15 protein-coding genes are annotated in these 19,849 nt (G+C 64.5%); 10 read left to right on the forward strand and 5 right to left on the reverse strand.

From position 1 onward, the window contains the following. Positions 1 to 170: 170 nt before the first annotated feature. The 3 genes from ACFC25_RS12610 to ACFC25_RS12620 all read left to right on the forward strand — a co-directional run bounded on the left by ACFC25_RS12610 (position 171) and on the right by ACFC25_RS12620 (position 2,145). The gene (locus tag ACFC25_RS12610) at positions 171 to 1,037 is read left to right on the forward strand and encodes an FAD-dependent oxidoreductase (RefSeq protein WP_376045585.1); all 867 of its coding nucleotides are present in this window, start codon (positions 171 to 173) and stop codon (positions 1,035 to 1,037) included. An 83-nt stretch (positions 1,038 to 1,120) separates the two neighbouring features. Further along, positions 1,121 to 1,846 (forward strand): deoxyribose-phosphate aldolase, encoded by a 726-nt coding sequence (deoC, locus tag ACFC25_RS12615; RefSeq protein WP_337346744.1) that lies wholly within the window; start codon positions 1,121 to 1,123, stop codon positions 1,844 to 1,846. A 53-nt stretch (positions 1,847 to 1,899) separates the two neighbouring features. Continuing rightward, the gene (locus tag ACFC25_RS12620; RefSeq protein ID WP_376045588.1) at positions 1,900 to 2,145 is read left to right on the forward strand and encodes a hypothetical protein; all 246 of its coding nucleotides are present in this window, start codon (positions 1,900 to 1,902) and stop codon (positions 2,143 to 2,145) included. 79 nt (positions 2,146 to 2,224) lie between these two features. On the opposite strand, the gene ACFC25_RS12625 is transcribed toward ACFC25_RS12620, so the two are convergent. Further along, positions 2,225 to 3,046, reverse strand: a complete 822-nt coding sequence (locus ACFC25_RS12625) for a metal-dependent hydrolase (protein ID WP_376045591.1) — start codon at positions 3,044 to 3,046, stop codon at positions 2,225 to 2,227. Between the two features lie 6 nt (positions 3,047 to 3,052). Further along, on the reverse strand, positions 3,053 to 6,733 hold the full coding sequence (gene mfd / locus ACFC25_RS12630; RefSeq protein ID WP_337346576.1) for a transcription-repair coupling factor: 3,681 nt from the start codon (positions 6,731 to 6,733) through the stop codon (positions 3,053 to 3,055). A gap of 174 nt (positions 6,734 to 6,907) precedes the next feature. Here mfd and ACFC25_RS12635 point away from each other — a divergent pair, with 174 nt between their 5' ends. The 3 genes from ACFC25_RS12635 to ACFC25_RS12645 are packed head-to-tail and all read left to right on the forward strand — an operon-like array spanning position 6,908 to position 9,203. After that, positions 6,908 to 8,434: an SDR family oxidoreductase gene (locus tag ACFC25_RS12635; protein WP_337346577.1), complete on the forward strand. Its 1,527-nt coding sequence runs from the start codon at positions 6,908 to 6,910 to the stop codon at positions 8,432 to 8,434. A 45-nt stretch (positions 8,435 to 8,479) separates the two neighbouring features. After that, positions 8,480 to 8,977 (forward strand): DUF2505 domain-containing protein, encoded by a 498-nt coding sequence (locus tag ACFC25_RS12640; protein WP_337346578.1) that lies wholly within the window; start codon positions 8,480 to 8,482, stop codon positions 8,975 to 8,977. A gap of 4 nt (positions 8,978 to 8,981) precedes the next feature. Further along, on the forward strand, positions 8,982 to 9,203 hold the full coding sequence (locus tag ACFC25_RS12645; protein WP_337346579.1) for an SCO4848 family membrane protein: 222 nt from the start codon (positions 8,982 to 8,984) through the stop codon (positions 9,201 to 9,203). A gap of 99 nt (positions 9,204 to 9,302) precedes the next feature. Here the strand turns inward: ACFC25_RS12645 and ACFC25_RS12650 are convergent, their stop codons facing one another. From ACFC25_RS12650 to ACFC25_RS12660, 3 genes are read right to left on the reverse strand one after another with little or no spacing between them, the layout of a single operon-like run. Continuing rightward, positions 9,303 to 10,868 (reverse strand): glycerophosphodiester phosphodiesterase family protein, encoded by a 1,566-nt coding sequence (locus ACFC25_RS12650; RefSeq protein WP_376045597.1) that lies wholly within the window; start codon positions 10,866 to 10,868, stop codon positions 9,303 to 9,305. Then, entirely contained in the window at positions 10,868 to 12,148 is a 1,281-nt protein-coding gene (locus ACFC25_RS12655) for a hypothetical protein (protein WP_376045599.1), read from the reverse strand. Before ACFC25_RS12655 ends, ACFC25_RS12650 begins: the two co-directional genes overlap by 1 nt. 33 nt (positions 12,149 to 12,181) lie before the next feature. Then, positions 12,182 to 13,648: a polysaccharide biosynthesis tyrosine autokinase gene (locus tag ACFC25_RS12660; protein WP_376045602.1), complete on the reverse strand. Its 1,467-nt coding sequence runs from the start codon at positions 13,646 to 13,648 to the stop codon at positions 12,182 to 12,184. Positions 13,649 to 13,966: 318 nt separating this feature from the next. Here ACFC25_RS12660 and ACFC25_RS12665 point away from each other — a divergent pair, with 318 nt between their 5' ends. The 4 genes from ACFC25_RS12665 (at position 13,967) to ACFC25_RS12680 (ending at position 19,846) form a co-directional block, all read left to right on the forward strand. Next, positions 13,967 to 15,115, forward strand: coding sequence for a glycosyltransferase (locus tag ACFC25_RS12665; protein WP_376045605.1), 1,149 nt, complete (start codon positions 13,967 to 13,969; stop codon positions 15,113 to 15,115). Continuing rightward, on the forward strand, positions 15,112 to 16,653 hold the full coding sequence (locus ACFC25_RS12670; RefSeq protein ID WP_376045608.1) for a lipopolysaccharide biosynthesis protein: 1,542 nt from the start codon (positions 15,112 to 15,114) through the stop codon (positions 16,651 to 16,653). Before ACFC25_RS12665 ends, ACFC25_RS12670 begins: the two co-directional genes overlap by 4 nt. Positions 16,654 to 17,455: 802 nt before the next feature. Next, on the forward strand, positions 17,456 to 18,712 hold the full coding sequence (locus tag ACFC25_RS12675; RefSeq protein ID WP_337350019.1) for a hypothetical protein: 1,257 nt from the start codon (positions 17,456 to 17,458) through the stop codon (positions 18,710 to 18,712). A 96-nt stretch (positions 18,713 to 18,808) separates the two neighbouring features. Then, complete coding sequence (locus ACFC25_RS12680) at positions 18,809 to 19,846, forward strand: hypothetical protein (protein ID WP_337346586.1); 1,038 nt, start codon at positions 18,809 to 18,811, stop codon at positions 19,844 to 19,846. The last annotated feature ends 3 nt before the right edge of the window (positions 19,847 to 19,849 follow it).

Consider the following 19,849-nt stretch of genomic DNA (forward strand, 5'->3'; position numbering starts at 1 on the left):
CGTGGTGAGAGGTGCGTCACGGGTTCTGTTACCGGGCGGTAAACGTTGGCGAAAAAGCACTCTCAGGACGGCAACAGCGGGGAAACACGCTGGAAAAGCCGGCCGCCTACGCTGGGATCCATCAACGAATTCCCCGGCCGCTCTGCGGCCGCCAGCGAAAGGGCCAGCACATGTCCGCTCCGGCACCGTCCACCACCGTCTCCCCGGCCCCGCGCATCGTCATCGCCGGTGCCGGCCCCGCCGCGCAGGCGCTGGTCCGCCAGTTGGACGGTGCCAGGTTCCGCGGAACCATCACCGTGCTAAGCAACCGGGACGACGCTCCGGCGGAGCTCCTGGATCTTGCAGAACTGCCCCAGGTCTCGGTCCGCTTCGGTCAGCCTGCCAGCTTCATCGACCCGGACAACCGCACAGTCACTACTGCGGACGGAATGGAATTCAGCTACGACGAGCTGGTCATCGCCACCGGATCGGCCCCGGTCTCATCTCCGGTTGCAGGAGCCGGCCGCTGCCTGAGCTACTCCACAATTGACGACGCCGCCCGGATCGGCGACGCCGTCAACGAAGTCACTCGGGAGCTGGGCAGGCGGCCACTCGGGATCCTGGTAGGCACCGGCGCCGCAGCCGGACAGGCTGAAGCCGTGCTGCGTGCCCGGGGCGTCAGTCCTATCCGCACCACAGTCCGGCCCACCGCCGTGGTGCACTCCATGGATCGCGCCGGCACCGGGCTGACCGCGGCCGGGATCGTCTTTGCGGACGGCAGCAGCATGAACGGTGACCTGGTGGTCCTGGCCGAAGAACGGGTCTCCCGCGATGGCCTCGCCGCCAGCGCCGGACTCGCCACCGCTCCCAACGGCGGAATCGCCATCAACAAGGAGTTCAGGACCTCAGTTCCCGGCGTCTGGGCCATCGGCGATGCCGCAGCGTTCGACGGCGTGCGGCTGGGCTTGCTGGTTGCCGCGGCTTCGGCCGCCGGAGCGTGCGCCATGCAGCTTATGACGGCTGTAGCAGCGGAAGACCGGGTTCCGGTGGCCGCCTGACGCCTGTGGCAAGATGGTCACCGGAAGAGCCATGGACACCGTGGCATGTTGCGGCCCACGAGGCCCCGGAAAGGACCATCATGATGAGCAACGAAGCCACTCCCGCCGCGCAGACGTCAGCCGGCACGGAGCAGTCGCAGGGCAACATCGCTTCCTTCATCGACCACACCCTGCTCAAGCCCGAGGCCAGCGAGGCGGACATCCTCAAGGTCTGCGCCGAAGCCGCCGAGTATGGGTTCAAATCCGTCTGCGTCAACCCCATCTGGGTGAAAACGGTCAAGACGGCGCTCAAGGGATCCGGCGTCCTGGCCTGCTCAGTGGTCGGGTTCCCGCTGGGAGCCACTCCCACCGACGTCAAGACCTTTGAAGCCCGGGGCGCCGTCCTGGACGGCGCCGACGAGGTCGACATGGTCATCAACATCGCCGCTGCCCGGGCCGGCGACAAGGGCGCCCTGGTGGAGGACATCGCCTCAGTTGCCCAGGCGGTGCACGCCAGCGGCGCCATCCTGAAGGTCATCATCGAAACGGCCCTCCTCAACGATGCCCAGAAGGTCCTCGCCTGCGAGGCTGCAGTGGAGGCCGGCGCTGACTTCGTCAAGACGTCCACTGGCTTCAACGGTGGCGGAGCCACCGCCGAGGACGTCGCCTTGATGCGCCGGACTGTCGGCCCGGAACTGGGCGTCAAGGCCTCTGGCGGCGTACGGTCCCTCGCCGACGCTCAGGCTATGATTGCTGCAGGTGCAACACGTATTGGTGCCAGCTCCGGAATTGCGATCGTCAAGGGTGAACAGGGTTCATCCGGCTACTGACACGGATCCGGAAGCCGCCACAATTTGAGCCCCGCGGGGCCAAGGAGGAATGAATGTCCAGCAAGACCACAGCGTCCAGTGTCAACACTGTCCAGACCCCGGAAAACGAGAACAGCCTCGTCACCAGCATCGTCCTGTTTGCTGTCATGATGGCGCTCTTCCTGGGCGCAATCTACTCGCTCTCATTCCTGACGCTCGGCAACCCGTGGCCGATGGCCGTCTGCCTGGGCCTTTTCGCCTTGGCATTCTGGATCCCGCAGACTATCACCGGCCGCTCCGATTCAGCCGGCGAGCACTAAGCATCCGCTAAAACATCCGCTAAAACACACAGGCTGGGGCCCCGGATTTTCCGGGGCCCCAGCCTTTTAAGAGGTCGTCTCAGGTCGCGCCGAAAAGGCGGCTGAACATGCCCGTTCCGAGTGACAGGGCAGCGGGGAAGTGTGATTTCGCCAAAACCCAAGCTGCCACGCACATGCCCACCATGGCATAGGCGCTCACCGGTATGAGCACCAGCCATTCCCGCTTGGACCCGGCACGGCCCAACAATGGCAGGGAAAAGGCGCCATTGGCTCTCCAGACATCGTTGATCACGGGCAGTTTCCGCAGGAACTTGGGTGGCTTGATAACGATCGGCCAGAGAAGTGGGACGCCGCCCGTTGTGATCATGTCACCCACGATATGGACCACCACCCCGGTCAGCATCGACACAGGCAACCAGGTCCACTGGTCCGGGGCGAACCACGTGACAAGCCCGGCCATGGTCAGGGCGAACACCCAGTTGCTGAGGAAACCGGACTTGGGGAACAGCTTCAGTGCCTTGGCCGCGATGTTAATCATGAACATGCACAGCAGGCCGGCGCCCACGGACAGCAGTCCCCAGTCCGTCTGCAGCTGGAACTGGCCGGCCACCATGGCCAGCAGCACGAAAAATGCCGCCCCCAGCACCGAGTGCGTGCCCTGCCTGTGGCCCCCGCTGGCGTTCTCAATGCCCACGGCAATCACGTTCGATAGCGGTGGCAATGAGTTGGCTACCGTACTGTGCCGGTGGTCCCAGTCGCACACCAGCGCGGTCCCCGCCGTCGCCATGCCACCTATCAGGATGCCAGTGGCGTCAAGCGGATACCAGCCGAGGGTGTAGGGCCCGGTCGAAGCAATAGCTACCCACGCCGCGGCTCCCGACGCGGCGTGATGTCCTCCCATCAAGACTCAACCCACCGCCAGCGGGGCGTCCGAGAAGATGTTGCGGATGACACCGTTGGCCCATTCCAGGATTTCCGCGTCCTGCAGGTCCCTGCCGCCGATCTTCGCGGTCTTAGGCTTCGGGATGAGGACGGCGTCCAGCGCAGGCTTGGGCTGCGAGCCGGGGTACATCCTGGCGAGGCGCATCACCTTTGACTCCGGCAACTGCGCCGGAGAGAACTTGATGAAGTTACCCTGCAGGGCTACGTCGGAGAGTCCGGCTTCGCGGGCGCCCACGCGGAAGCGGGCAACAGCTATGAGGTTCTTGACGGGCAGCGGGGGCTCCCCATAGCGGTCCACCAGCTCTGCGTGGACCTCCTCAATGGCCTCGTTGGTGATGGCGGAGGCCAGTTTCCGGTACGCTTCCAGACGCAGCCGCTCCCCCGGTACGTAGTCGTGAGGCAGGTGGGCGTTCACCGGCAGTTCGATCTTCATCTCGGCGGCCTTCTCCTCGGCGTCGCCGCGGAAGTCGGCCACTGCCTCACCCACCAGACGGATGTAGAGGTCGAAGCCCACGCCTTGGATATGTCCGGACTGCTCGCCGCCCAGGAGGTTGCCGGCACCGCGGATCTCCAGATCCTTCATGGCCAACTGCATGCCGGCACCGAGCTCATTGTGAGTAGCTACTGCCTTCAGGCGCTCCAGGGCGACCTCACCCAGCGGCTTCTCGGACGGATACAGGAAGTAGGCGTACGCGCGTTCCCGGCCACGGCCCACACGGCCACGGAGCTGGTGCAGCTGGGAGAGGCCGTACTTGTCGGCGCCATCGACGATGAGGGTGTTGGCGTTGGAGATATCCAAGCCGGTTTCGATGATGGTGGTGCACACCAGCACATCGAACCGCTTCTCCCAGAAGTCCACGATGATCTGCTCGAGCCGGCTCTCGGACATCTGCCCGTGCGCGACCTCCACCCGGGCTTCCGGAACCAGCTCACGGACTTTCGCAGCAGTCCGTTCGATGGTGGACACGCGGTTGTGCACCAGGAACACCTGGCCCTCACGCATCAGTTCGCGGCGGATGGCTGCCGAGGTCTGCTTGTCCGTGTAAGGACCAACGTAGGTAAGCACGGGATGGCGCTCCTCCGGCGGGGTGGCCAGGGTGGACGTTTCCCGGATACCCGTCAGCGACATCTCCAGTGTGCGCGGGATCGGCGTGGCGCTCATGGCCAGGACGTCCACATTGGTGCGCATCTTCTTCAGCGCTTCCTTGTGCTCCACCCCAAAGCGCTGCTCCTCGTCCACGATCACCAGACCAAGGTCCTTGAACGCGAAGTCCTTGGACAACAGCCGGTGCGTGCCGATGACGACGTCCACGGAACCGCTCTTGACACCCTCCACGGTCTCCTTGGACTCTTTGGCCCCCTGGAACCGCGACAGTGCCTTGACCCGCAAGGGGAATCCGGAGAACCGCTCGGTGAAGGTCTCGTAGTGCTGCTGAGCCAGCAGAGTGGTGGGCACCAGGACGGCTACCTGTTTCCCGTCCTGGACCGCCTTGAACGCCGCGCGCACGGCAATCTCCGTCTTGCCGTAGCCGACATCTCCGGACACCAGTCGGTCCATGGGGATCTCCCGCTCCATGTCCGCCTTGACCTCGTTGATGGTGGTCAGCTGGTCCGGCGTCTCCACGTAGGGGAACGCTTCCTCCAGCTCCCGCTGCCAGGGCGTGTCCGGCCCGAAGGCGTGGCCGCGGGAGGCCATCCGCGCGGAGTACAGCCGGATCAGCTCGCCGGCGATCTCCTTGACCGCTTTACGGGCCTTGGACTTGGTGCTGGCCCAGTCCGAGCCACCCATCTTGCTCAGCACAGGGGTATCGCCGCCGACATAGCGGGTCACCTGGTCCAGCTGGTCGGTGGGCACAAACAGCCGGTCCCCGGGAGCGCCGCGCTTGGACGGGGCGTATTCCAGGACCAGGTACTCGCGTACCCCGTCTCCGCCGCCCGCAACCTTGCGCTGGATCAGCTCCACAAAACGGCCGATTCCGTGCTGTTCGTGCACCACGTGGTCGCCGCCCAACAGCTGCAGTGGGTCCACGGCGTTCCGGCGTTTGGACGGCATGCGCCGCATGTCCTTGGTGGAGCCGGCGGACGTGCGTCCCAGCAGGTCGGCCTCGGTCAGCAGGCCCAGCTTGAGGCTGTCCAGGACAAAACCGCGTCCGACGGCGGCCGTGGTCACCTCGATGATGCCCGCCTGGGGTTCCTGGTCAAGGGTGTCCACCCTGGCACAAGGGATGTCGGCGTCGTGGAACAGTTCCGCAAGGCGCTGGGCAGGTCCGGGTCCTTCGGTGGCCACCACAATGCGCCACTGGTCCCGGACGTGCGAGCCGATGAAGTCCATCATCTCCGCAACGTCGCCCTGGTACCCGCGGGGTTCGCGTGCGTGGAGGTTCAGGACGTCGATTTCCGGCAGCAGTTCCTCGTCTGTGGCAAGGGACGTAATGGACCACCAGGAGACCTCGTGGTCCAGGGCGGAACTGCGGGTGTCCGTCAGGGAGCGGAAGCTGGCGGAGTGCAGGGCTGCTGACGCCTGCGAGCTCAAATCCAGGGGCGCCGTGCCTCCATCGGACGCCGTGGACCAGGCGGCTTCGAGGAACTCCTCGTTGGTGGCGGCAAGATCATGCGCACGGGTGCGGACCTTTTCCGGTTCGATCACCACGGAGATGGAACCGGCAGGCAGCTGCTCCACAAAGGGGACCATCGCGTCCACGAGTACCGGCGCCAGGGATTCCATGCCCTCGACCGTGATCCCGCCGGCAATTTTCTCCAGCATGTCAGCGGCGGCCGGCAGTTGCTGCTTGAGGGTGGCCGCCCGCGACATCACGGAGGGCGTGATGAGGATTTCGCGGCAGGGCGGGGCGTGCAGGGCGGTGGGGTGGTGCAGGCCGGGCGAGGACAGCGAGCGCTGGTCTGCGACGGCGAACCATCGCATCTGGTCCACCTCGTCGCCGAAGAACTCCACCCTGATGGGGTGGTCCTCCGTGGGCGGGAAAACGTCGATGATACCGCCGCGGACGGCGAACTCGCCACGGTGCGTGACCATGTCCACGCGGGCGTAAGCGGCGTCGGCGAGGCTCCGCACCACATCGGAGAACGGCCTTTCCTGGCCCACCTCCAAGGTGACCGGAACCAGGTCACCCAATCCGGCCACGATGGGCTGAACCACCGCGCGGACCGGTGCCACCACAACACGCAGGGGTCCCGCCGTCGAAGTTTCCGGGTGCGCCAGCCTGCGCAGGACAGAGAGCCGCCGGCCCACGGTGTCTGAACGGGGCGAGAGCCGCTCGTGTGGCAGGGTTTCCCAGCTGGGGAACTCAGCCACCGAATCGGCGGGGAGGTACGCGCGCAGGGCCGCTGTCAGATCCTCGGCTTCGCGTCCCGTCGCGGTGACTGCCAACACCACGGCCGGGACCCCGCCGTCGGACGTTTCTTCTGCCGTGCCCGCGGCGGCCAGGCCGTCTGCCATTTCTGCCAGCAGGACCGCACGCAGGCCCGCCGGTGCGCTGATCTGGTAGTCCTGGCCACGTACCTCAAATCCCCTTGCAGCCTCGGCCCTGACCCGGGCGAAGGTCTGGTCTTCGGCCAGGACACGGCGCAGTCCATCAAGCGACGGACCGGGATGGGAGGTACCAGTGCGGGAGGCGCTCGGGCTCATGGCAGAAACTCCTGTGGTGTTCAAGGGGATCGCAGGCAACGCGAAAACCCGAAATTCGCTTCGAATCCCGGGTAGTTCCAGCCTACCCCCCGTGAACCACACTAAGCTTTCAGGACCCACGGCCGTCCGGACAGCCTGCCGCTTCGAATGGTTTGGTGAGAAGAAGGAGTCTGCATGACGGGCACTACCGATCCATCACAGCCCACCGAAAACCGCACGGTCCTGGTAACGGGCGCCACAGGCTATATCGGCGGCCGCCTGGTCCCGCGGCTTCTTGAAGCGGGCCACACCGTGAAGGTGCTGGTCCGGACGCCGGCCAAGATCGCCGGCGTCCCGTGGCTGGATGAAGTGGAGGTGGTCCAAAGCAGCCTTGACGACGCCGGTGCGATACGGGCGGCGCTGGGCGGCGTCGACGTGCTGTACTACCTCGTCCACTCAATGGCTGCCGGCGCAGGCTTTGAGCCCAAGGAAAAGGCCATGGCTGAGACCGCCGCGCACGCGGCCGCTGAGGCAGGGGTCAGCCGGATCGTTTACCTGGGCGGCCTGCACCCGTCCAATGTGGAGCTGTCCACCCATATGCGTTCCCGGGAAGCCGTGGGGAAGGTGTTCCTGGACAGCCCCGTGGATGCAGTAGTCTTCCAGGCCGGCGTGGTGATTGGTTCTGGATCCGCCTCATTCGAGATGATCCGGCACCTGTCCGAAGCCCTCCCCCTGATGCCGGCCCCCAGCTGGGTCCGCAACAGGATCGAAGCCATCGCCGTCCGGGACGTGCTGTACTACCTCGTGGCCGCCGCATCCCTGCAGGGGACGATCAACCGCACGTTCGATATCGGCTGCCGGCAGGTACTGAGCTACGCGGGCATGATGAAGGAGTACGCCGCCGAAACCGGCCTGCCGCACCGAGTGGTGTTGGCCCTGCCCATTCCCGCTCCCAAGCTCGCCGGCATGTGGGTGGCCCTGACCACCCCCATCCCGCTGTCCATGTCGCTGCCACTCGTCCAGTCGCTGCAGCACGACGCAGTGTCCAGGGAGCACGATATTGATTCCTTTATTCCCGTCCCGGAGGGCGGCCTGACTCCGTACCGGCGTGCAGTGGCCCTGGCCCTCGGCAAGGAGCGCGACGGTCAGGTGGAGACAACCTGGGCCAATGCAGGGGCCGACGCCGATCCCCTGCCCAGCGATCCGGATTGGGCCGGCCACACGGTGTTCGTCGACGAGCGGACGTTCCATGGGGACGTCGATCCTGCTCATGTGTGGACCATCATCGAGGGAATCGGCGGCCGGAACGGTTGGTATTCCCTCCCGCTCGCGTGGCAGGTGCGGGGCTGGCTGGACAAGCTCACCGGCGGCGCGGGGCTCCTGCGCGGACGCCGGCACCCCGGCAACCTCGCATCAGGCGAAGTCGTGGACTGGTGGCGGGTGGAACGGATCGACCGCGGAAAAATGTTACGGCTCAGGGCGGAGATGCGCGCCCCCGGACGCGCCTGGCTTGAACTGTCCGTTGAGCCCGACGGCGCCGGCAGCCGCTACCGGCAGAGGGCTATTTTCTTCCCGAAGGGGCTGAGCGGAAGGCTTTACTGGCTGGCCGTCCTGCCCTTCCACAGCCTCATCTTTCCGGCGATGTCGCGCAATATCACAGCCGCCGCCCAGAAACTTGCCAGTGCGGAGGCCGGTTCGAGGAACAGCAGGCACTCCCCGTAGGATGTGGGGAGCAAAAAGCGTTCTGACCCCAATCCTGGAGGACCCATGGCACTGAGTGCATCCACCACCCTTCCGCACGCCGTCGACACCGTTGCTGCTGTTTTCATCAACGAGGACTTCCAGCGGCACACGAGCGAATACGTTGGCGGCACGCTGGAGTCGTTCGCGGTGGACGGCGACACCGCCGGAGCTTTCAGCACCACTTCGGTCCGCACACTGCCCACTACCCGCCTGCCGGAGATCGCCCGCAAGTTCGTTGGTGACAAGCTCACGGTCACGCAGGTGGAAAACTGGGACGCCCCGGCGGCAGACGGTTCCCGCCAGAGCAACATCACCTTGAAGATCGCAGGCGCTCCCCTTGACGTGACGGCGGTCCAGCGTCTCGTTGCTGAGGGCGGCAGCACCCGCGTGGAACTGGAAGGCAACGTGACCTCGTCCGTTCCGTTCCTGGGCGGCAAGATCGCCGATGCGGCCGAGCCCATGGTGGCCAAGGCCCTGAACATCCAGTCGCAGCAGGCCCAGGCCTGGCTGGAAAGCCACTAAGGTAATGCAACTCCCCGTCTTCGCGGCCGTCCTGCTGGTCATCTCCGGCGTCTGGTCACTGGTGGTCTGGCCGCAGTTCCTGCGCCGGGTGATGAAGGATCCCCGGGCGCGGGACGCCGCAGGCAAGGCCACGAAGTTCCTCAACGTCCACCTGGTGCTCGTCAGCATCTCCATGGTGCTGGGGGCTGCCACGGCCATCATTGGGATCATGGGGCTGTTCGGCTAGCTCCTTTCCCGCCCGCGCTGAGGCTAGGGTCTCTGTTCCGGTCCGGCTTCCTGCGCTTGGGGGCTGGACGTACCGGGGACGGGGCCGGCCCTAATCCCGTCAACGTGGCTCGCAAGCGTCCGCTGCAGTGGCCTCCCGAAAAGTAACATTCCGGAACTCGACGGCAGGGCCGGCGTCGTAATTCTTCAGCAGCGAAAACCACCCTCCGCCGTACGCCGTGTCATCAGTTTCGGCGTCGGCCCCTTGCTGGTCCGGCCGCCGGGCGATGACCCTTTGAGGTGTCACAGTCAGTACCAGCCGCGTCCACTCCCCCGCACCCGGTGGCGCGCCCTTTGCTTCGGCCAGCACTACCGGTCCCGCCCCCTTGTCCCTCCGGCTGAGGGTCAGCCTGCCGTCCGCGCCGAATTCCAGCTCGTAGCCTGAAACCGCAGCGTCCGGGCGGTACGGCGCATCATCATCCTGGCCAAAGGCCACCCCGGCGCTGCCCGTCCCGGCGGGAAGGCCCTCCGGCCAGCGCAGTTCGAAGGCGAGCTCACGTTGCGGGCCCGACAGCCCGCCCATCGACCCCATCAAGTACGACGCCGGCTCCTCGCTTGAGATTCGGACAGCAGCCTGCTGGAGTGCCGGCTGTCCTTGCCAGTCCCCTTCTGCCTCCTGGGGCAGGTCCCCGGCGTACCGCAACCCGGTGTCAAAGCCATCCTCAGCTCTCCGTTCCTCTAGGTGCAGGACGTGGACGACGTTCGAACATACGAAGCCCCGGACGCCCAGCGCTTTGAGCCGTGCATAGTCACTGCGGCGCCGGACTTCCCAGGCGGCAACGGGCTTACCTGAGGCCACGAGTTCCCGCACAACGGCTGAGGGGGCCCAATTGTGAACGCCCAGAAGGTCAACCCGGGGAATCAGGGCAGCGAGATTGTCGTAGTCCGGCGCCGTCACGTATCCCCACGTGGTGTAGCCCCGGGACCTGGCCAGGGCGTGCCCCGGTGACGAAGCCGGCTGCTTCCAGACCACACGATCCCTGGCCCCGGGATAGGCCTCAAGGAGCTCCAGGAGTTCATCGGCATTCGTGCCCTGCTTGTCTTCGAGGAAAATGACCCTCGACGGAAGGAAAGTCCGGAGTACATCTTCCAACAGCGGTATCGGTTCCAGGGGTGCGGCCGGTCCCAGCCAGGCACGGGCATCGTTCCGCAACGATTCCAGCGCAGCATAACTAGCCCGCGCGATAATGAGGTCTGTCCCGGTCAGCCGCTCAGTGTTGAGATCGTGATGGCACACCAGCACGCCGTCCCCTGTCGATACCACCGAAACCTCCAATGCCTTCAAGCCGGCAGCGGCCGCTTTGGTGTAGGCAAGCATCGTGTGCTCCGGCCAGTTATCCCCCGATCCCCTGTGCGCCACGAAGAAACTCGGGGCAGCGAGCAGCCCCGCCATGGTGAACGGTCCAACGTCGCCCGCTGCGGCCAATGCCCCTTCTTCGATCAACGAGGCAGTTGCTTCCGACGCCGACACATGGTTGGGCACTGGCCTCGCCGCCTGGCCGACAGGGGACTGGGGACAGGTTTCGCCGCAGCCGGTACCGTTCAGCACGCCTGCGGCGGCCACGAGCCCCAGGAAGCCCCGGCGTCCGATCTTAGGCCCGGATTCGGTGCCTGGCCACGCTTTCATTAGCGGCCCATTGGTACGGCGGGCGCCCTGGCCTGGCCCACAGCGGCGGCCAGTTCCGCCCGCCTTGCTCGCCGCAGCGCCCGCTGTTCGTCGCCGGCAATGACCACCATTGCGAGAATGGTCCAAACAACAATTCCTGCAACGGAACGGGTGGCAAGGGAGCTGTAGGTCTGCGGAATCACGACTGCAAAGAGCCCTGCTAAGGTCAGGCCCCGGTATTCGTGCCACGCCGAGTTCCGCAACAGCAGCACCAGCATCAGGCCGAAATAGAGGACGGCGAAGAAGATGCCAAAGTCGATGCTGTACATGAGGATAGGATTCTCGAAGCTCGTCTCCAGGCCGGCCTGGACTGCCACGCGGTAGCTCGACCCGATGCCTTGGCCTGCCACGGCGTAGTCAGCCCAGCGGGTGAGGAAGTATTCCAGTGCCAAGGCCCGGGCCTGGGCAGACCCGGTGTCATCAGCCAGCCTTTCGGAGACACCTACCACCAGCGGCGACGACATGACGACCATCGCAACACCTGCAAGGAAGGCCAGCATGATTGCTTTGACCCACGGCTTGCGGTCGGCGAAGAACACCACAAGGACTACGGACACGCCCACTACGGCCAGACCCACCCTCGACTGAGTGATGAGGACCCCAACAATCATCAGCACCAGGAGGACCGCTTGGACGGAATTGCGTTTCAGCCCGGCAACCAGGGGCGCAGTCACGCAGACCACCAGGGAGAGGGCGAGTGGCTGGTCCAGCGTGCCCATCCACCGCTGGGTTTCCGGATTGAACCAGTACTGCGTCCGGAACCCGGAGCCGTAGAACAGGGCCTCACCGTTGAGCCATTGCGCCACCGCGATAGCGCAGACTACAGCCACCAGCAAAAGCAGGAGGGATCGAAGCATCTTTATCAGCCCGGGATGGCGGACACTGTTCGCAATGAGGAGAAGAAAAAAGAGCACCGGGGCCAGGATCTGGTCCACCAGCAGCAGCATGCCTCCGCCCTCTGACGAGGTCCTGGAGGCAAGGAACGCTGCCACGATCACCAAGGCAAGGACCAGGAAGACAAAAAAGTGGCGGGCCAGGGCGTCCTTAATGCTCCACGGATCGTGAAGGAGTTGCCCGGCCAGAACTGCGATCACCAGCCAGGACGCTGCGTGGAAGCCCAATGCACCGCCAGCTTCACCGGTCACCACGGAATTTCCCACTGCCGGGACCAGAAACCAAAGCGTGAGTACCGCTGCCAGCAGCACCCGCGGCCGGGAGCGCAGAAGGACGGACGCGGCCACGCACAGTCCAATCCAAAGCGCCAACTGCACCGTTTACCTCCGGCGGGTCACGGGCTTGACAGGCTCCCCCGCGGACAGGCTGACCGGCATCCACTGCGCCGCTCGGGAACGCCGCCGTGAGCGCCGAACCCTCATACGGCGCACGAACCTCCCAATGAACCTGCGACGTTCCTCCGCCAATCGGCCTGGCAGCGCGTTGAGCACAACTCCCGTTGCCTGCGTGTTGACAGCCTCAAGGTTTTTGAGGGCGGCCTTGAGCAATTCGGCCGACACCCGGCCATGGCGGACCACCAACAAAGTGCCATCAACCACGGCTCCGATCAGGGCAGCGTCGCTGAACGGCCGCAGGGCTGGTGCGTCCACAATGACCCGCGTGTACTGGGTGCGCATTTCTTCAAGCACCTCATAAAGCGCAGGACCCCGGAGCAGTTCTGTGGGGTTGGCCGGTATTGTGCCGGCCGCGAGGGCGTGAAGTCCGTCTACCGAGGTGTGCTGGATGGCGTTGCTGACGTGCAGGTGCCCGGCAAGGACATCGGACAAGCCAATGCTTTTTCCCAGGCTGATGTCGGCGGCCAGTCCCGGCTGGCGGAGGTGTGCTTCGACGAGGAGTACTCGCTCTCCGGCTTCCGCCCATGCTTTGGCCAACATCAGCGCAACGGTGGTTTTTCCCTCGCCGGATCGGGCCGACGTGATAGCGATGACCTCGGCCGACGGAAGGGAGGGAAGATGGTCAACGTTGGTCCGGAGCCTCCGTGCTGCCTCGTCGAGCAGGGAACCTGCCCCTTTCCCCAGAAGGAGGGCGGCCCGGCCTGAGGTGGCGTGGCTGTACGGCAACCTCGCGAGCAGCGGCAGCCCGGAGGCCACTTCAACCTCTTCTGGCGTTTTCAGGGACTTGTCCAGCAGCCGGCGCGAGACAGCGATCACAACTCCGGCGGCCAAACCCAGCAGAACGCCGAGTCCGAGGTTGAGCGGGACCCGCGGGGAGACCGGGTCAGGGAGAACGTCCGGGCCCGAAACGACGTTCAGAACGGTGGCGCCGCCCGGAAGCGTCCGGCCGGCTTCGAGCTCATTCACTGCAGCGCCAAAGTTTTCGGCAACGGCGGTCACGGTTGCCCTCACCTTATCGATATCCGGCTGGGTTACGGTCACGGTGAGCATCAGGGTTTCACTGTCTGCCGAGGCGCTCATGCTTTCAGCGGTCTGCTCGGCGGTCAGCCCGTTACCGCTGGCTTGGACTACCTTGTCGATGAATGAATCGCTCTTGACCAGGCTGGCAAAGGAGGCCATCTTGCCGCGCGACAATTCCAAGGACTGGAGGGCGGACTGGCCGGTGACAGCCGGGCTCACCACGAAGAAGCGGACCATCCCCTGGTACATCGGCGTGGCGTTGGAGGTGACATAGGTGGCCCCTCCGAACCCCGCAGCGACGCATACCAGGACTATCCACCAGCCCCGGGCTATAGCCCGCACATACTCTCCCAGATCCAAAGGAACCCCCATCTGCGGCTTCCATGCCGTGCCACACCAACACGGTACGTATAGTCAGTCCCCCTGACTATCGCTCCATTATTGAACGCAATGCACCCCGTAGGAAGCTTTCTGGGGGCGGGATTTTCCAGTTTCGCCAACGCCGTCCCCGGTCAGGGCCCCGGGCGCCTAGCCAAACGGTCGGCGCAGCCGTAGTCTGTCCCTAATCCGGGGCAACGCGGCTTCATCGGAGGTGGGCAGAGGCGCTATGCGGAAGGTCCCGAGGCCCCCCTTTCGAGACCGGCTGTTCCCGGCCCGTCCACGTACCCTGGGGCGCGAATGAATGAAGCAATGCGATCGCTTAAAGTCCTGGTGGCGCATCCCAGCGCCGACCTCTACGGCTCGGACCGGGTGCTCCTGGAAACGATCGAGGGCTTGGAGCGCTCCGGCGCGCGGGTAGTGGTGACCCTGCCGTCGTCGGGCCTGCTCGTTCCTGAGCTTGTACGCCGCGGAGCCCGTGTCATCCTCTGTCCCACTCCCGTCCTGCGCAAGAGCATGCTTTCCCCCCTCGGGCTGCTAAATGTCAGCGGAGCCGTGGTCCACGGCCTCTTCCGCAGCATCGGGGTCATCCGCGGTGTCCGACCAGATGTCATCCTGGCAAACACCATCACTGTTCCCTTGTGGACGGCAGTCGGCCGGCTATGCGGCATCCCTGTGGTCACCCACGTCCATGAGGCTGAGGCCAACGCCCCCCGCGCCATACGTGCCGCCTTGGCTTTCCCCCTGATCTTCTCCAGCGGGATCCTGACCAACAGCAGGTTCAGCACCGAAACCTTGGACAGCTCACTGGGCATCCTGCGCGGCCGTTCCACCGTCTTGAACAATGGGGTGCCCGGGCCACCAACGGACCGCCCGCCCCGGACCGGGCTCTCCGGCGGACTGCGGATCCTCTATGTCGGGCGGCTCTCCCATCGCAAGGGAGTGGACATCGCCGTCGACGCACTGCTCCAGCTCCTGCAGCAGGGGGTGCCGGCGCACCTGTCGATCGTAGGGGCCGTATTCCACGGCAACGAGGCGTATGAGGCCGGGCTCCGAGAAAAGGTCCAGGCAGCGGGTGCCTCGGAACACGTGACTTTCCACGGTTTCCAGGATGATGTGTGGCCCTTCTTTGCCGATTCCGACGTCGTCGTGGTCCCTTCCCGGCTGGATGAACCCTTTGGGAACACAGCGGTTGAAGCGGTTCTCGCCTCCCGCCCCGTGGTGGTCAGCAACACGTCCGGGCTTCGGGAGGCGGCGGCTGGCTACAAGTCAGCTCAATTTGTGGCCGCCGGGAAATCTGCCGACCTCGCGGCGGCCCTTAAGTCAGTCTCGCTGGGCTGGCCCGACTTCCGCGCCGCCGCGATCGCCGACGCCCGGGAAGCCGCCACCCGCCACAGCCCGGAGCGGTTTGGTGCACTAATGGCCAGTTATCTTGCCCAGGCCTCTGGCAGACCGGCGTGACAGGGAAAAGGCCGGATGCACAGGCAGAGGGACCTGCTGCACCGGCGCCAACAGAATCAGAACCGGACAACGGTGCCCGGAAGACAGCGCGAAGCGTCCGGTGGAGTTTCGGCGCTGTGGTTGCCCGACAGGGATTCCAGATCCTCTCGGCCGTAATCCTGGCCCGAATCCTGGGGCCCCAAAGTTACGGCGTGATCGCCAGCGCCACCGTCTTCATCAGCCTGGTCGCTTTGGTCCTGGACCAGGGGCTGTCCGCAGCATTGATCCAAAGGCCCGAGGTCACCCGGCGGTTGGCCGGGGCCACTGTCACGCTGAATCTCCTGATCGCGGGCTTACTCGGTGCCGGAACGTGGTTCGCGGCGCCGTTGGTCTCCGGGTTTTTCCGCGTGTCCGAGTTGGAACCCATCCTGCAGGTGCTCGCGTTCGCCATCCCCATCAAGGCCCTTGCCATCACACCGAGGGCCATGCTGTCCCGTGACCTCCAGCTTCATCGCGTGGGCGCCTCGGACATTGCAGCAGCCGCTGCCGGAAGCGCCGCCGGCATCGGTGCGGCCTTTGCCGGCGCCGGACCATGGTCGATGGTGTACCAAGTCGTGGTTACTGACCTCGTGTGCGGCGTTGCGCTGATGATTGCCAGTAAGGGTCCACGGCCAAACTTCAGCTTCCGGTCCGTGGTGCCCCTGCTGAAGTTCAGCTCCAGTGTTTTCGCCACAGACTGCCTCGCCTATTTCTCCCGCAACCTCGACAGCATTCTGGTGGGCAGGTTCCTGGGCGTAGCCGCGCTGTCACTCTACGGAATGGCCTACCGGATCCTCGTCATGCCCGTACAGCTCATCGGACAGACCGTGAACCGGGTGATGTTCCCCGCCTTTGCGCGCGCCGCCCAGGAACCCGCACTCGTAGCCGAGAAGCTGGTGGCTGCCACGCGCATCCTTGCAATCTCCGCCATACCCCTGATGGTCTACGTGGCCTGCGCTGCTCCTGTCCTGGTGAACCTTGTGCTCGGACCCGAGTGGATGCCTGCCGCGGCGCTGGTCAGCGTTCTCGCGATCGGCGGGGCACGTGAAACAGTTTTTTACATCACGCCCTCCCTCATGAAGGGGCTGGGCCAGGGCCGGCTCATCATCCGCTACGAGATCCTGGCGGCCGTGGTTCAGGTCGGCGGTATCGTCATAGGACTTCAATTCGGGCTCTTGGGGGTGGCAGTTGGCTATGCGGCTGCCGGCTTTGTCCTGACACCGGTCCTGCTGCGCATCCAGAAGTCCCTGACGGGGGTAACGGCGAGGTCACAACTTGGCAGCATCTTTCCCGGCGCCCACGCGGCTGCGTGGGGTGCCGCGGGCTACGGCTTACTCTCGCTCACGGACCTGGGGCCTGCGGGAATGTTATTCGGAGGCTTGGGAGTGTTCGTCGTTTCGGCGGTGGCTATCCTGTGGCTTTTCCATCGCCGGATGCTGAAGGCGTACCTGCGTGACGCCGCCTCGCTCGTGGGCAGACATAAGCCGGCCACATCCAAACCACATGGAGCAATGCCATGACTGAGCATGACGGAAAAGACGGGTCAGCTCCTGGCGGGATAATTATCGCGGTCCTGACATAGCGCCAGGCGGAAGACCTGAAGCTGGCCCTCCCCCGGCCCGCAGCACCAAAAGATCTTCTGGCGATCAACGCCGGACGCTTCTTCCAGCGCCGGCGATTGGCTACGGGAATTCCCCCTGAGCGTGGCGGCAACGAACAACCTCCTGTTGCATCTACCGCAGATCAGGGCCATGCCGCTCGAATTCGACGCACGATTCGGCCTGAGCGGCGGCTCGGACACACTATTCACGCGGCAACTCAGCTGCCCGGGTCAGCTCACCGGGCAAGTGGCTTGAAGACCGCGGCGCGGGGTCTCGGCATGGCGTCGGGGGCGTTCGGTTACGTTTATAGCAGCACCGCTGCAAGTGAAATTTTTCACAACTTTCCCAGCTCCGGCACGTTAGTGCAAACTTCGCCAAAACCCGGGGTTTTCCTCGGCGTGTCGCCGACTTTTATGCCAAACGAATCGGCGCCCAAGGCATGACTTGAGGCTCGAAACCACCGTTACCATTTTGCAACATTAGCCAGACTCTACTACGGTAAACCCATCAGCCGTGGTCGGGGATGCCAACGGGAAAGTCACTGCAGTTGTCGTTTGGGTTACCCCCCGCCTAGGTCTCAGGCCTCGGCATCTGCGTTGGCGCCGCACATTAAGCAATTAACTAGGCTTTGCGCCTTGGTAGACTCGGCATTAGCCGTCCCATAGCGCTGGCCTGTGCGATTCCCCGTGCCCGGAGAACGAGACGTAGAGGTTATTGCATTATGGCGAAACAGACACAAAACATACGCACCCGAAGAAGTTATTCGCTGAGCGCAGCCGTCCTTACGGTGGCAGCGCTCGTCCTGACGGGCTGCGGACAGCCGTCTCTTGTGGGCGCCAGTTCGTTGGCAAACCCTGAATTTGACGCGGCGGCGGCCCGCAGCCCCGCCGCTCCCGCGTCAGCAAAGGCAGCACCAGCGACGCCGGCCGCCCCGGAACCGGATGCAGGCACGGCAGTTGAAGCAACTGCTCCGGCGGCTCAAGAGCCCGAGCCCGCCCTGACCGTTATGCCCCAAGGCAAAGTTGAACCCGCTCCGGCGCCACAGCCTGATGCAGCCGACCGTTCCGGTCTCGTCACCGGAACCTACCAGCCGTCAGCGGACACCACCGGCGTACCTGCCGGCACCGTGCTGACGCCGCACAACACTTCAGGGGCAGACCTGGTCATCACCCAGGACGGCACCATCCTGGACGGCCTGGAAATCTACGGCGACATCAAGGTCCGTGCCGCAAATGTCACCATCAAGAACAGCCGTCTGCACGGCGGCACCCATATCCCGGGCAGCAATACGGGCATCATCGACGCGAACAGCTCTGCCGTCTCCAACCTGGTTGTCCAGGACAACACCATCATCCCGGACCGGCCCTCCTACTATCGTGACGGGATTGTGGGCCATGACTACAAGGCCCTGCGGAACCACATCCAGCGAACAAACGACGGTCTGGGCATTTTCAACCGGCCGGGAGGTCCCGCGGCAGCCAACGTGTCCGCCGAAGGCAACTATATCCACTCGCTCACGTACTGGTCCTCCGACCCCGCACACAGCGACGGCACCCACAATGACGGAATCCAGGTCCAAGGCGGCGAGAACATCCGCCTCGCCGGAAACACCGTCGTAGCCAACGCCGTCCTCGGCGAAGGCTCCGGACCCAACCCCCGCGGCGACCACGCCGGCATCGGCATCATGCTCCAGCAAAACGTGGCCAAGCTGGCCAACGTCGTGGTGGAGAACAACTGGGTAGATGACGGCCAGACCTCGATCAACATCGCCAACGGCAAATACGCCGACATCACGGTAACGGTCCGCAACAACAACCTGGGCCGGAACCAGTACGACTTCGGAAACGGTTCAAAATACCCGATCCGAATCATTAGCCGCTCAGCTAGCACCGTATATGGTCTGGATAGCAACCGCTGGGCGGATACCCTGGCGTTGCTCGTTGAAGGCCGCGACGGCGGCATCCGTTACAACAGCTAGTCCCACTTCACCGCGGACCAGGGGTCTCAAGCCGATGTGCGCAACCGCGTTACGGATGCTTCCTGCCTGCCCGCCTGTTCTTAAAAAGGAATAGTTATGAACTCAACGAACACTCTTACCCGTCGCCGTGCCCTGGGGCTCGGCTTCGCCGGCGCCCTCGGTACCGTTCTGGCCGGTTATGGGGTGGCCCAGCCAGCAACGGCAGCCACCAGCCGCGACGGCTTGATATACGGCGAATACAAGCCCACCGATGCCAACACGGGCGTTATCACCGGCACAGCGCTGACGCCCCACAACACAGCTGGCACAGACCTGATCATTACCAGCGACGGCACGGTCCTTGAGAACCTGGATATCTACGGCGACATCAAGGTCCGCGCCCGCAACGTCGTTATTCGCAACTGCCGGCTCCGCGGCGGCAAGCATATCCCCGGCTCCAATACAGGCATCGTGGATGCCAACAGCGGTAGCTGTTACAACCTGCTTGTCCAAGACTGCACCATCATCCCGGACCGCCCCAGCTACTACCGCGACGGCATCGTGGGCCACGAGTACACAGCACGCCGCAACCGCATCAAACGGACCAACGATGGCCTTGGCGTGTTCAACCGTCCGGGCGGTCCGGTGCAGGCAAACGTCACCATTGAAGGCAACTTCATCAATGAGCTCACTTACTGGAGCAACGATCCGGCACACTCTGACGGCACACACAATGACGGCATCCAGGTCCAGGGCGGCGAGAACATCACCATCGTCGGCAATACCGTGGTGGCCTCTGCAGTGACCGGTTCAGGCAGCGCACCGAACCCCCGCGGAACGCATGCCGGGATCGGTATCATGCTCCAGCAAAACGTCGCCAAACTCGCTAATGTTCTGGTCAGGCGGAACTGGGTGGACGACGGCCAGACCAGCATCAATATCGCCGTGGGCAGCAAGTACAGCGATATTGTGGTAACGGTCCAGAGCAACTTCCTGGGCCGCAACCAGTACGATTTCGGCAACGGTTCCAAATACCCCATCCGCGTTATCAGCCGTTCCAGGAGCAAAGTCACCGGTCTCATGTACAACCGGTGGGAAGACAACAACACCTACCTCAAAGAAGGAAGGGACCTGGGCATCCGCTACGACAGCTAGCGG

This window comes from Pseudarthrobacter sp. NPDC055928, assembly GCF_042270935.1.
GTDB lineage: Bacteria > Actinomycetota > Actinomycetes > Actinomycetales > Micrococcaceae > Arthrobacter.